This window comes from Phytoactinopolyspora halotolerans (assembly GCF_010550675.1).
In the GTDB taxonomy this organism is placed as follows: domain Bacteria; phylum Actinomycetota; class Actinomycetes; order Jiangellales; family Jiangellaceae; genus Phytoactinopolyspora; species Phytoactinopolyspora halotolerans.
On record NZ_JAAGOA010000011.1, the window covers coordinates 69,948 to 83,663 of the forward strand.

11 protein-coding genes are annotated in these 13,716 nt (G+C 67.9%); 4 read left to right on the plus strand and 7 right to left on the minus strand.

Translation table 11 applies throughout. The features are described from left to right. Positions 1-3: 3 nt before the first annotated feature. Together metH and ahcY are read left to right on the plus strand one after the other, a co-directional pair. On the plus strand, positions 4-3,582 hold the full coding sequence (gene metH, locus G1H10_RS16345) for a methionine synthase (RefSeq protein WP_163739682.1): 3,579 nt from the start codon (positions 4-6) through the stop codon (positions 3,580-3,582). Positions 3,583-3,633: 51 nt separating this feature from the next. Next, complete coding sequence (ahcY, locus tag G1H10_RS16350) at positions 3,634-5,115, plus strand: adenosylhomocysteinase (protein WP_163739684.1); 1,482 nt, start codon at positions 3,634-3,636, stop codon at positions 5,113-5,115. 136 nt (positions 5,116-5,251) lie between these two features. On the opposite strand, the gene G1H10_RS16355 is transcribed toward ahcY, so the two are convergent. The 4 genes from G1H10_RS16355 to G1H10_RS16370 form a co-directional block, all read right to left on the minus strand. Beyond that, entirely contained in the window at positions 5,252-5,743 is a 492-nt protein-coding gene (locus tag G1H10_RS16355) for a peptidoglycan-binding domain-containing protein (protein ID WP_163739687.1), read from the minus strand. A 233-nt stretch (positions 5,744-5,976) separates the two neighbouring features. After that, positions 5,977-6,504 (minus strand): hypothetical protein, encoded by a 528-nt coding sequence (locus G1H10_RS16360; protein WP_163739689.1) that lies wholly within the window; start codon positions 6,502-6,504, stop codon positions 5,977-5,979. Then, positions 6,491-7,969, minus strand: coding sequence for an ATP-binding protein (locus G1H10_RS16365; RefSeq protein ID WP_163739690.1), 1,479 nt, complete (start codon positions 7,967-7,969; stop codon positions 6,491-6,493). The genes G1H10_RS16360 and G1H10_RS16365 overlap by 14 nt, the downstream gene beginning before the upstream one ends. Before the next feature lie 32 nt (positions 7,970-8,001). Continuing rightward, positions 8,002-8,685 (minus strand): response regulator, encoded by a 684-nt coding sequence (locus G1H10_RS16370; protein ID WP_163739692.1) that lies wholly within the window; start codon positions 8,683-8,685, stop codon positions 8,002-8,004. A gap of 114 nt (positions 8,686-8,799) precedes the next feature. Here G1H10_RS16370 and G1H10_RS16375 point away from each other — a divergent pair, with 114 nt between their 5' ends. Continuing rightward, positions 8,800-9,507 (plus strand): polysaccharide deacetylase family protein, encoded by a 708-nt coding sequence (locus G1H10_RS16375; protein WP_163739694.1) that lies wholly within the window; start codon positions 8,800-8,802, stop codon positions 9,505-9,507. 185 nt (positions 9,508-9,692) lie between these two features. Here G1H10_RS16375 and glnA read toward each other — a convergent pair whose 3' ends face one another. Next, complete coding sequence (gene glnA / locus G1H10_RS16380; protein WP_163739696.1) at positions 9,693-11,117, minus strand: type I glutamate--ammonia ligase; 1,425 nt, start codon at positions 11,115-11,117, stop codon at positions 9,693-9,695. Positions 11,118-11,412: 295 nt separating this feature from the next. Between glnA and G1H10_RS16385 the strand changes: the two genes are divergently transcribed. Next, on the plus strand, positions 11,413-11,844 hold the full coding sequence (locus tag G1H10_RS16385) for an RDD family protein (RefSeq protein WP_163739698.1): 432 nt from the start codon (positions 11,413-11,415) through the stop codon (positions 11,842-11,844). A 95-nt stretch (positions 11,845-11,939) separates the two neighbouring features. Here G1H10_RS16385 and G1H10_RS16390 read toward each other — a convergent pair whose 3' ends face one another. Further along, positions 11,940-12,647: a DUF4191 domain-containing protein gene (locus G1H10_RS16390; RefSeq protein WP_163739699.1), complete on the minus strand. Its 708-nt coding sequence runs from the start codon at positions 12,645-12,647 to the stop codon at positions 11,940-11,942. Positions 12,648-12,701: 54 nt separating this feature from the next. Beyond that, positions 12,702-13,637, minus strand: a complete 936-nt coding sequence (gene lipA / locus G1H10_RS16395) for a lipoyl synthase (RefSeq protein ID WP_163739701.1) — start codon at positions 13,635-13,637, stop codon at positions 12,702-12,704. Positions 13,638-13,716: the final 79 nt, after the last annotated feature.

Consider the following 13,716-nt stretch of genomic DNA (forward strand, 5'->3'; position numbering starts at 1 on the left):
GAGGTGGCAGACGTGGCTGAGAGTGCATTTCTGGACGCGGTGCGCCGGCGGGTGCTGGTCGCGGACGGGGCGATGGGCACTCAGCTGCAGGCACATGACCTCACGCTGGACGACTTCGCGGGCCTGGAAGGCTGCAACGAGATCCTCAACGTCACTCGGCCCGACGTGGTGCGTAGTGTGCATCGCGGGTTTCTCGAGGTCGGCTCCGACCTGATCGAGACCAACACGTTCGGGAGTAACTGGGCCAACCTCGCCGAGTACGACATCGCGGGCCGGATCCACGAGTTGGCCGAGGCCGGTGCCCGGCTGGCTCGGGAGACGGCCGATGAGTTCTCGACCCCGGACAAGCCGAGGTTCGTGCTCGGGTCCATCGGCCCGGGAACGAAGCTCCCCACGCTGGGACATGTCACCTACGCCAAGATCCGCGACGCGTATGTCGAGCAGGTCCGCGGCATGCTGGCCGGTGGCATCGACGTGGTGTTGGTGGAGACGAGCCAGGATCTGCTGCAGACGAAGGCGGCGATCCTGGCGGCGAAGCGGGCCATGGCCGCCGAGGGCCGGACCGTGCCGATCGTGGCTCAGGTGACCGTGGAGACGACGGGCACCATGCTGGTCGGCTCCGAGATCGGCGCCGCCGTGACGGCGCTGGAGCCGCTGGGCATCGACATGATCGGCATGAACTGCGCGACCGGTCCGGCGGAGATGGGAGAGCATCTGCGGTACCTGTCGCAGCATGCGCGGGTGCCGCTGTCGGTGATGCCGAACGCGGGGCTGCCGGAGATCGGTCCGAACGGCGCCGTCTACCCGCTGAGCCCGGACGAACTGGCCGAGGCGCTGGCCGGATTCGTCACCGAATATGGCACCCGGATGGTCGGCGGGTGCTGTGGAACCACCCCTGAGCACCTGGACCGCGTGGTCGAGGCGGTGGCGGATCTGCAGCCGCTCGAGCGGAGCCCGCAGTTCGAGCCGTCGGTGGCCTCGATCTATCAGCCGGTACCGTTCCGGCAGGACGCCAGCGTGCTGATGATCGGAGAACGCACCAACGCCAACGGCTCCAAGGCGTTCCGGGAGGCGATGGCTTCCGAACGGTGGGAGGACTGCGTCGAGATCGCTCGTGCGCAAACACGCGAGGGCGCGCACATGATCGACCTGTGCGTCGACTATGTCGGGCGGGACGGCGTCGCGGACATGGACGAGCTGGCCGCACGCCTGGCGACCGCGTCGACCCTGCCGATCATGGTCGACTCGACCGAACCGGAGGTGATCCGGGCCGGCCTGGAGCGGATCGGCGGCCGGTGCGTCATCAACTCGGTGAACTACGAGGACGGCGACGGCCCGGATTCGCGGTTCCAGCGGGCTATGCGGATCGCGTCCGAGCACGGGGCCGCCGTCGTCGCACTCTGTATCGACGAGGAGGGCCAGGCACGCACCGCGGAGTGGAAACTGCGGGTGGCCCGGCGGCTCATCGACGATCTGACGACCAACTGGGGGATGGCGGTCGAGGACATCATCGTCGACTGCCTGACCTTCCCGATCTCCACCGGTCAGGAGGAGGTCCGCCGGGACGCGATCGAGACCATCGAGGCCATCCGCCGATTGACCGCCGAGTTCCCGGGCGTGCAGACCACGCTGGGTGTCTCCAACGTGTCGTTCGGCTTGAACTCGGCGGCCCGGCAGGTGCTGAACTCGGTCTTTCTGCATGAGTGCGTCGAGGCCGGACTGAGCACGGCGATCGTGCACGCGTCGAAGATCCTGCCGATGGCTCGGATCCCGGACGAGCAGCGCGAGGTCGCCCTCGACCTGGTGTATGACAGGCGCCGCGAAGGCTACGACCCGCTGCAGAAGCTGATGCAGCTGTTCGAGGGGGCGACCGCGTCGTCCAGCCGGGAGTCGCGCGCGGAGGAGCTGGCCGCGCTGCCGCTGAACGAGCGGTTGGAGCGGCGGATCGTCGACGGCGAGCGGAACGGCCTGGAAGTCGACCTCGACGAGGCGATGAAGGAGCGCAAGCCGCTCGAGATCATCAATGACACGCTGCTGGCCGGGATGAAGACCGTCGGGGACCTGTTCGGGTCCGGGCAGATGCAGCTGCCGTTCGTGCTGCAGTCCGCCGAGGTGATGAAGGCGGCCGTCGCTCATCTCGAGCCGCACATGGAGAAGGACGACCCAGAGAGTAGTGGCGGCAAAGGCCGGATCGTGCTCGCGACGGTCAAGGGCGACGTGCACGACATCGGCAAGAACCTGGTCGACATCATCCTGTCGAACAACGGCTACGACGTGGTGAACATCGGCATCAAGCAGCCGATCAACGCCATCCTCGACGCGGCGAGCGAGCACCGGGCGGACGCGATCGGCATGTCCGGCCTGCTGGTCAAGTCCACCGTGATCATGAAGGAGAACCTCGAGGAGATGAACTCCCGAGGCGTCGCGGAGAACTGGCCGGTGGTGCTGGGCGGCGCCGCGCTGAACCGCTCGTACGTCGAGGACGATCTGGCCGAGATCTTCCACGGCGAGGTCTCCTACGCACGCGACGCGTTCGAGGGTCTGCGGCTGATGGACTCGATCATGGCCCGGAAGAAGGGTGACGTGACCGAGGCGGATGAGGAGGCCGAGCGGAAGCGTGCGGAGCGCAAGGCGCGCCGGGAACGGTCCAAGCGGATCGCCGCGGCCCGCGAGGCGCAGGCGGCCGCGTCCGGCGACGGAGCCGCCGAGGAGGTGCCGGCACGTTCCGACGTGGCGGCGGACGTCGCCGTACCGGAGCCTCCGTTCTGGGGCCACAAGGTCGTCAAGGGCGTGGCACTGGCGGACTACGCGGCGATGCTGGATGAGCGGGCCACGTTCTTCGGCCAGTGGGGGCTGCGCGGCGCGAAGGGCGGTGCCGGGCCGTCGTACGAGGAGTTGGTCGAGACCGAGGGCAGACCGCGGTTGCGGTACTGGCTGGACCGGTTGACGACGGAGAACATCCTCGCGCACGCGGCCGTGGTGTACGGGTACTTCCCGTGCGTCTCGGACGGTGACGACGTCGTCGTGCTGTCCACGCCGGAGCCGGACGCCCCCGAACGGACCCGGTTCACCTTCCCGCGGCAGCGGCGAGATCGTCGGCTCTGCCTAGCCGACTTCTTCCGTTCCCGGGAGCTGGCCGCAGCCCGCGGCCAGGTGGATGTGCTGCCATTGCAGCTGGTCACGATGGGACAGCCGATCGCGGACTTCGCCAACGAGCTGTTCGCCGCCAACTCCTACCGGGACTACCTGGAGGTGCACGGCCTCGGTGTGCAGCTCACCGAGGCGCTGGCGGAGTACTGGCACCGCCGGGTGCGGGAGGAGCTGTTGTTCGGTGACGGCACGCAGGTGGCCGCGGAGGACGCCGACGACATCACCGAGTTCTTCCGGCTCGGCTACCGCGGCGCGCGGTTCTCCCTCGGCTACGGCGCGTGTCCGGACCTGGAGGACCGGGACAAGATCGTCGAGTTGCTGGAGCCGGAACGGATCGGCGTGAAGCTCTCCGACGAGCACCAGCTGCATCCGGAGCAGTCCACCGATGCATTCGTCGTCCACCACCCGGAGGCCAAGTACTTCAACACCTAGAACACACCGCCGGGACATTGAAACGAACACGAAGAAGAGGAGTCATCTGATATGACCGCAGGGTTCACCACCCCGTCCGTGCCGAAGCAGACGATCAACGGCATCGATTTCGCCGTTGCCGACCTGTCGCTGGCCGAGTGGGGCCGTAACGAGATCCGGCTGGCAGAGCACGAGATGCCCGGGCTGATGGCGCTGCGTGAGGAGTACGGGGAGACCAAGCCGCTGAAGGGCGCGCGGATCTCCGGCTCGTTGCACATGACGATCCAGACGGCGGTGCTGATCGAGACGCTGGTCGCGCTGGGGGCCGAGGTCCGCTGGGCCAGCTGCAACATCTTCTCCACGCAGGACCACGCGGCGGCGGCCGTCGTCGTCGGGCCGAACGGCACCAAGGACGCCCCGGCCGGCACCCCGGTGTACGCCTGGAAGGGCGAGTCGCTGCAGGAGTACTGGTGGTGCACGGAGCAGATGCTGACCTGGCCGGGCGAGGGTCCGAACATGATCCTCGACGACGGCGGGGACGCGACGCTCCTGGTGCACAAGGGCGTCGAGTTCGAGAAGGCCGGTGCGGTGCCGGCGGCGGACGAGAACGACCCGGACGAGTGGAAGGTCTTCCTCGAGCTGCTGCGCGTGTCGCTGGCGGAGGAGCCGAAGAAGTGGACGAACCTGGCCTCGGACATCAAGGGTGTCACCGAGGAGACCACCACCGGCGTGCACCGGCTGTACCAGCTGGCCGAAGCCGGTGAGCTGCTCTTCCCGGCGATCAACGTCAACGACGCCGTCACCAAGTCGAAGTTCGACAACAAATATGGCTGCCGCCACTCCCTGATCGACGGCATCAACCGCGCCACGGACACGCTCATCGGTGGCAAGACCGCCGTCATCTGCGGCTACGGCGACGTCGGCAAGGGCAGCGCGGAGTCGCTTCGCGGCCAGGGCGCCCGGGTCATCGTCACCGAGATCGACCCGATCTGCGCGCTGCAGGCGGCGATGGACGGCTACCAGGTGGCCACGCTGGACGACGTCATCGACCAGGCCGACATCATCATCACCACGACCGGGAACAAGGATGTCATCACGATCGACCACATGGTGAAGATGAAGCACCAGGCGATCGTCGGGAACATCGGCCACTTCGACAACGAGATCCAGATCGCCGAGCTGGAACGGTACCCGGGCGTCAAGCGGGTCAACATCAAGCCGCAGGTCGACGAGTGGACGTTCCCGGACGGGCATTCGATCATCGTGCTCTCCGAGGGCCGTCTGCTGAACCTGGGCAACGCGACCGGCCACCCGTCGTTCGTGATGTCCAACTCGTTCTCCGACCAGACGATCGCCCAGATCGAGCTGTTCACCAAGCAGGGCCAGTACGGCACGGACACGGTCCACCTGCTGCCGAAGCACCTGGACGAGAAGGTCGCCCGGATCCACCTGGAGGCGCTGGGCGGCAAGCTGACGAAGCTGTCGAAGGACCAGGCGGAATACATCGGCGTCGACGTCGAGGGCCCGTACAAGCCCGAGCACTACCGCTACTAAAGAGCGCGTCGCCTCCGTCGTAGCGTCCCTGGCCGCGTGGCGGTCGGTGCACGCGCTGCGGGACGCGAGGGGTTGACCACCCCCACGATCACGGCCCGGCCGGGACTGCACAAGTCCCAGCCGGGCCGTCCTCATTTCATGCCGCGGAGCGGTAATGCTCGGGCGCGGCGGCGGAGCCGGGCGAATCGGTGGAACCGGGCGCCCCGCTCGTGCCGTCCGTGCCGTCCGTGCCGTCCGCGCCGTCCGGCCCGGCCGCTCGGTCGGGCCTGTCGGCTCCGTCGGCCTTCCGCGCGGTCACCGACATCGCGTGCCAGGTGAGGGCCAGTTCGTGCACGGTGGCGGCGTCGGCGATGCCGTCGCTGCGCAACTCCCGTTCGCGCTGGAACTCCGCCAGCGCGCGCAGCGTGTGCGGGTTGGTGGTGCCCGTGGCGTGCCGGGGCTCAAGCCGGCCGATCTCGACCAGGATGCGCTGGACGGACAGCGGATCCGCGGCCGGCGGACTGCTCAGCTGTCGCCATGCGTCGCCGACGGTGCGGTGGTAGCGGGACAGGACTCGCGCCGCGCGCCGTAGCCAGGTCGTGGCCGGCTGCTGCGTGGTGGGAGAGGCGGCCGTCGCGTAGGTGGCCATGGTGTCCTCCTGCTGGATTGTGCGGACACTATCCAGACTGCCCGGGATCGGCCCGTCCATGCGTCTGCCCGGGGGATGTTTCGGTGCCTGGGCAGATCCACCTGCGCGCTGACGTCATCCCGTGGTGCGTCATCCCGTGGGTGGACCTCAGACGGGTCAGCCGAGCCACTCCCATGATCATGAACAGTAACCGTGCTATGTGAACGGCTACTGTTCATGATCATGGGAGGCGGTCAGCCGAGAACCGGACACGACCTTTCCTCCGGGCCGGTGTCGGTGAGACTCACCACCACCTCGACTCGGTCGAGGTCCCGCCCCGAGGCCGCGATGACGCCCATGGCCGTGCACACGATCTGATCGATGCCCTCGGGACTGATATCGCCGCTCATGAACGGCAACCGAATGGTCACGTGTTCGCCTGCGTCGACGATGCTCGGGCTGACGGTGGTGTCGGGGATCTCGGTGTGCAGGCCGTCGCCGACCTCTGGCGGGGAGGTGCCGTACATCAGCAGCTGAACCGCTCCCAGGACGGTACCCAGGCGGCCGGTGTCGCGCTGGCTCGGCGTCGGCGTCCCGTCGTCGTCGAGGAAGAACACCGTGGTCCCTTCGGCGAGCCCGGTCGGCGCTTCACCGGCGTACTGGACCTCGCTCGGGCTCACCCCGCACCCGCCGAACAGGAGCGCGGCCGCCGTCAGGAGCAGCGCCGCCCGCCCTCGGATCGTTGGATGCCGTGCCTGCGACGGGCCGCTACCGTCTGCCATCGTCCCCTCCTGGATGTCCATCCGCCGCCGGATCCGGTGGGGGAGGTGCGGGCGGCGGATCGTCGTCGTCGAGCCGGCGCGGCAGACGCAGCGTGAACTGTGCGCCGGCTCCCTCGGTGTTACACGCCGTCAGGTCACCGCCGTGCAGCCGTGCGTTGGCCAGGGCGATCGACAGACCGAGGCCGCTGCCGTCGGATGTGGACCGGGATGCGTCCGACTTGTAGAACCGGGCGAACAGCGCGTCGGGACCCACGTCGTCGGGAATGCCGGGGCCGTGGTCGGTCACGATGACGACGATGTCGTCGCCATCCACCTGGACGTCGACGATCACCGGTGGACGGCCGTGCCGGAGCGCGTTCCCGACGATGTTGCCGACGGCGACGTCCAACCTGCGCACGTCCACCCGGGCGAGGACTGGGGCGTGCGTCCTCAGCTCGACGCCGTCGTCGAACGCGCGCAGCTGGAGGGAATCGGCGACGACGCGAGCGACGTCGACCATCTCCGGCCGGAGCTGGGCGGCCCCGGCGTCCAAACGGGAGATCTCCAGCAGGTCTTCGGCCAGGCGCGCCAGCTTCTGGGTCTGGCCGACGGCCATGGCCGCCATCTGTGCATCGTCCGGCGATCGGCTGCGCGCGTCCGCCTCCAGCATCTCCATCAGCGACGTCAACGCCATGATGGGCGTACGCAGCTCGTGGGACACGTCTCCGGCGAAGCGGCGTGCGTCGGCCTCGCGGCGCTGCAGTTCGCCGACCGAGCGTTCCAGCTCCGCCGCGGTGTGGTTGAACGTGGTCGCCAGATCTGCCAGCTCGTCCCGCCCGGTCGGCGACAGACGGGTGCTCAGGTCCCCGTGCGCGAGCTGGTTCGCGCTGTCCCGGAGCCCCCGTATCGGACGCAGAACGCTTCGGGAGATCAGCAGGGCCAGAGCGATGGCGAGGGGGAGCGCGCCGGCGATGGTCAATCCGACCACTCGCGTCCACTGGTCCAGCTGATCTTGCAGGCGCTGCAGGTCCTGGATGACGTAGACGTCGACGCCCGACTCGCTCCGCGTGCCGTCGAGCCCGGTCAGCGTCATGGACGTGCCCATCACCAGCTTGGGGCCGGAATCGTCGACGACGCGCTGGACGGCGAAACCGTCCCCGGTTGCGACCGCGGCACGCAGCTCGTCGCTCACGAGTCCGAGTGCGCTGCCGGCGGATGCGCTCATCCCGTCGAACGTGACCAGCGCGTCGTCGCCGATCGACCTGCGCAACCGGTCGAGAGCCTGCTGGTCCGGCGGGTACGTCACATCCGGGGCCAGTTGGGTGAGCTGGTCGCGGAGCGAGTCGGTCGCGCGCTGCTGCGACTCCTCGATCAGCGAGCCCCGTGCGACGACGTAGCCGGCGCCTGACGCGGCCGTGGCGGCCGCCATCGCGACCACGACGAACGCCACGATCACCCGGGTACGCAGGCCACCTGGCCAGCGCATGACATCTCCGAGGCGCATCTGCCGTTGGATGGCTAAACCGGCCCGAAGCGGTAGCCGAAGCCGCGGACCGTCTGGATGAAGACCGGCGCCGTGGTGTCGGTCTCGATCTTGGCGCGCAACCGTTGGACCCCGTTGTCCACCAGACGCGAGTCCCCGAGGTAGCTGTGATCCCAGACGGATTCCAGCAGCTGCTGCCGGGTCAGCACCCGGCCGGGGGATTCCGACAGCTCCAACAGCAGACGCAGCTCGGTAGGGGTCAGCGCGACCTCCCGGCCCGCCTTGGTGACCGTCATGGACGCGCGGTCGATGATCAGGTCGCGGAAGGAGGCGGTACTGGGCTGCTCGGTCGGGGCGGGGGTGCCACGCCGGAGCACCGCCTTGATGCGGGCATCCATGACGCGCGGCTCGACCGGCTTGACCACGTAGTCGTCGGCGCCTGCTTCCAGCCCGCCGACGATGTCGGTGTCGTCGCCCCGTGCCGTGAGCATGATGACCGGCACGTTTCCGGCCGCCCGAACCCGGCGGCATACCTCGAACCCGTCGATCTCGGGCAACATGAGGTCGAGCACGACGAGCTCGGGAGCACGTTCCCGGTACATCCGTAGGCCCTGCTCACCGGTCGGCGCCGCGTCGACCTCGTGGCCGTAGCGCCCCAGCGCCTTGGCCAGGCTGATCCGGACCGAGTCGTCGTCCTCGACAAGCAGGATGCGGGGCATGGCTCGAGTATCGGACATGAGGTGAGGGCCCGGCACGCGGTTCTCCGGCTCTGCGACACGGTTGCGACATTCCTGCGATAGGGCGGCCAAACCGCGGCAGGAATGTCGACGTCCGTGAGACGAACACGACGACTGCTGATCGCGGCTATCGCTGCGGTGACGCTCGGTATGGCCGCCTGCTCGACCGGCCTCCTCCCCGGGGGGCCTGCCGGTGACGGCGTGGTAGACGGAGACGGCGGGACGGGCGGTGGCGGCAGGGCTGGCGTGGGCAAGGTGATCTATCTGACCTTCGACGACGGGCCCTCCAGGGAGACCGTTCAGATCCTGGAGGTACTGAGCACATACGATGCCAAGGCCGTGTTCTTCGCGGTCGGGCAGAACCTCGCGCAGCAGGGGGATGTGGCCCGACGGATCGTCGCCGAGGGCCACGTGCTCGCCAACCACACCTGGAACCATGCGGATCTCACCGGTCTTGACGATGCTGGATTCGACCGCGAGCTCGACGAGACGGCCGCGCTGCTCGCCCGGCTCGGGTCCCACAGCACGTGTGTGCGACCTCCGTACGGTTCCACCGACGACGGTGTGGAACGCGAGCTGGTCGAGCGCGGGATGCACCAGGTGATGTGGAACGTCGACACCGAGGATTGGACGAAGCCCGGCGTCGACCACATCGTCGACCGGCTGCTCGGCGTGGACAGCGGGGACGTGATCCTGATGCACGACGGCGGGACAGGGCGCAAGCAGACCGCGGAGGCGCTACGAGAGGCCCTGCCCGAGCTCGCCGAACGCGGGTACGCATTCGAGGTCGTCCCGGGATGTTGAAATGTGCGCCGCCGCCACGTGCTCCAGGTGCGACGGATGTTGACCGACGACGAGCATCGTGAAGATATGGCTCGTCTACTGGTCGCCTGAGTGAACCGCTCGATGCCCACACGTCCCGCCGACATGATCAGGCCAGGACCGCACGCAGCGATCCTGGCCTGATCATCTCGAGCGTTCGAGAAGCCTTACAGGTCGTAGTAGAGCTCGAACTCGTGCGGGTGCGGACGCAGCCGGATCGGGTCGACCTCGTTGGTGCGCTTCCAGTCGACCCAGGTCTCGATGAGGTCCGGGGTGAACACGTCGCCCTCGGTGAGGTAGTCGTGGTCCTCTTCGAGCGCCTTCAGCGCGTCCGGCAGCGACGCCGGAACGGTGCCGATGTCGCCGAACTCCTCCGGCGGAAGTTCGTAGAGGTCCTTGTCCACCGGCTCCGGCGGCTCGATCTTGTTGCGGATGCCGTCGACGCCGGCCATCAGCATCGCGGAGAACGCGAGGTACGGGTTGCTGGACGGGTCCGGCACCCGGAACTCGATCCGCTTGGCCTTCGGCGAGGTCCCGGTGATCGGGATGCGCACGGCGGCGGAGCGGTTGCGCTGCGAGTACACCAGGTTGACCGGCGCCTCGAAGCCCGGCACCAGGCGGTGGTACGAGTTCACCGTCGGGTTGGTCAGCGCCAGCAGCGACGGGGCGTGCTTGAGCAGACCACCGATGTACCAGCGGGCGGTGTCGGAGAGGCCGGCGTAGCCGAGCTCGTCGTAGAAGAGCGGCGAGCCGTCCTTCCACAGCGACTGGTGGCAGTGCATGCCGGAGCCGTTGTCGTTGAAGACCGGCTTCGGCATGAACGTGGCGGTCTTGCCGGCGGCCCAGGCGACGTTCTTGATGATGTACTTGTACAGCATCAGCTGGTCACCGGCGTGCAGCAGGCTGTTGAACTTGTAGTTGATCTCGGCCTGGCCGGCGGCGCCGACCTCGTGGTGGGCGCGCTCGACCGGGATGTTGGACGCGATCAACGTCTTGACCATCGTGTCGCGCAGATCCGCGTAGTGGTCCGTCGGCGGGACGGGGAAGTAGCCGCCCTTGTACCGGGTCTTGTAGCCGCGGTTGCCGCCCTCTTCCTGACGACCGGTGTTCCAGGCCGCCTCGATCGAGTCGATGAAGTAGTAGCCGGACTTCTCGTTGGTCTCGAAGCGGACGTCGTCGAAGACGTAGAACTCGGCCTCCGGGCCGAAGAAGGCCGTGTCCGCCAGGCCGGTGCTCGCCAGGTAGGCCTCGGCCTTGGACGCGATGTTGCGCGGGTCGCGGCTGTACGGCTCGTCGGTGAAGGGGTCGACGATGGAGAAGTTCAGGGCAAGCGTCTTGGCCTGACGGAACGGGTCGACGAAAGACGTCGCCGGGTCGGCCATGAGCTTCATGTCGGACTCGTGGATGGCCTGGAAGCCGCGGATCGAGGAGCCGTCGAACATGACCCCGTTGGCGATCGCGTCCGCGTCGAAGACGTCAGCCGGGATGGTGAGGTGCTGCATGACCCCGGGGAGGTCGCAGAAACGGACGTCGATGAACTCGACGCCCTCGTCTCTGACGAACTTCAGGAGCTCGTCGGCGTTGGTGAACATGTTCTCTCCTTCGCACCTGGCGGGGTTGGCCGGGGGTGTCGACGGTCAGCATTGACCGACTCGCTCGATAGCCTGCGACGTTATGGGGGGAGGATTTCCCGCTTGTGTCTCTAGTGTTTCACGAGTGTTACGCCGCCGTCAGTAGGCGTCAGAGCGCACGCGGCTGAGCGCCGACATATGTCTGATGATCGCCGGTTCACGTTACAGACCCGATACGGCCATGCTTCGCGGTGATGTCCGCGGTGCGGTGGCGGCCGGGCGCCGAACCCGGCTCCGGCGTCGGTAGAGTCGTATGGTGAGCACCGATCAACCGTCTCCATCGCGTTCCGGGCTTCCGGCGACCGGGCCGGGCTCGCCGGCGACGTGGGGCCGCCGCTTCGCGGCCCTGATGATCGACTGGGTGTTGGCGAACATCGCGGCGCTGATCCTGGTCGGGGGAGAGGCGTGGGAGGTCGGCTCCAGCATGACCTGGGTCCCTCTCGTGTGCTGGTTCGGCATGGTGTGGCTGAGCACGGCCTTCACCGGGGCCAGCATGGGCCAGTGGATGCTGGGTGTTCGTATCGTCCGAGTCGCCGGTGGTCGGGTGGGCGTCTTGAACGCCGCGTTGCGCACCGCGCTGATCCTGCTGGTGATCCCGCCGATCGTCGCCGACAAGGACCGCCGCGGTCTGCACGATCTGGCCGCCAACACGGCCGCCGTCAACGGCCCACACCGAACGCCTAAATGATCATGTGAAGTAGGCTTTCTCGTGCCCTACCATGCCTGCAGACCTGTCAGGGCACGAGAAAACCTACTTCACATGATCATTTAGGGCGCGCGCGATTAACGGCGGGTGGTGGGGGGCGGGCCGCCGGTGGGCAGCTTCATGCCCTTGGGCAGCGGGCCCTTGGGCATCCCCACTGGCTGTGTGCCGAGGGCACGCAACCGCTGCCGGAGTTCGGTGACCTCGGCGGGGCGCAGATTCTTCGGAAGCTTCTGCAGGTGTTTGGTGAGCTTCGGCAGGGGCACCTCGTCCTGACCGCGGCCGACGACGATGTCGTAGACCGGCGTCTCCGGGGCCACTCGGGCGTGTCGCTTCTTCTCCTGCTGAAGGAGGTTGGCTACCCGCCCGTGCACCTCTCCCTCGCCGATCAGGACGATGCCGGGCCGTCCGACGGCGCGGTGCACCACATCCTGGTGACGGTTGGCGCCGATGCCGGGAGCGGAATCCCAACCCCGCCGGAGCGTACCGAGCGCGGCCGCGGCGGCGCCGGGCTGGCCTTCGATCTGCGAGTACGCCGCCCGCTCGGCCCGGCGGCCGAACACGATGGCACCGGCCAGCAGCGCCGACGGAAGGCCGAGGATCAGCCAGATCCAGATCGGACCGATCAACCAGCCGATCAGGATCGTCAGGCCCAGGACGCCGAGCATCCAGGCCAGCGTGACCCATCCGACCCACCGGTCCGACCGCCTGGCCATCCGGTAGGTCTGCTTGATCTGAGCGATCCGGCCCTTCTTCTCGCCGGTGTCTTCCTGATCCTTACGCGCCATATGACAAATCCTAGCTAAGGTGCGCCATCTTCAGCGCGACGGTGCGTGGCGTACTCAGTTGGTCTGACCCTGACGGGCCGCGACGGCCTGCCGGTACAGCCGGCCGGCCCGATACGACGAACGCACCAGCGGCCCGGACATGACGCCGGCGTAGCCGATCTCGGTCGCCTCGGCACCCAGCTCGTCGAACTCCTCCGGGGTGACCCAGCGTTCGACGGGATGATGCCGCGGAGTGGGGCGGAGGTACTGGGTGATGGTGATCAGGTCGCAGCCGGCGTCGTGCAGGTCGACCAGCGCCTGCGAGATCTCCTCACGGGTCTCACCCATGCCGAGGATCAGGTTGGACTTGGTGACCATCCCGGCCGCGCGCGACATGGACAGGACCTCGAGGGAGCGCTCGTAGGAGAATGCGGGGCGGATCCGCCGGAAGATACGCGGCACGGTCTCGACGTTGTGCGCGAAGACCTCGGGGTTCGAGTCGAACACCTGCTGGAGCAGATCCGGCTTGGCGGAGAAGTCGGGGGTGAGGATCTCGACGCCGGTGTTCGGGTTGAGCTGATGGATCTGCCGGACCGTCTCGGCGTACAGCCAGGCGCCCTCGTCCTCGAGGTCGTCCCGGGTGACACCGGTGACCGTGGCGTATCGCAGCCCCATCGCCTGCACCGACTCGGCCACCCGGCGCGGCTCGTCGACGTCGAGGGGGTCCGGCTTGCCGGTGTCGATCAGGCAGAAGTCACAGCGACGCGTGCAGTGGTCGCCGCCGATGAGGAACGTCGCCTCACGATCCTCCCAGCATTCGAAGATGTTCGGACAGCCCGCCTCCTGACAGACCGTGTGCAGGCCTTCGCGCTTCACCAGCGCCTGCAACTCCCGGTACTCCGGGCCCATGGTGGCCTTGGTCTTGATCCAGGACGGCTTCTTCTCGATGGGCGTCTCGCTGTTGCGGACCTCGAGGCGCAGCAGCCGACGTCCCTCCGGTGCGACAGTCACACCCTCACCCTACGAGGTCTAGACGGCAGCGGACCACGCGGTGTGCCCAGCGCCACAGGCCGGCGCCACGCTCAGCCCA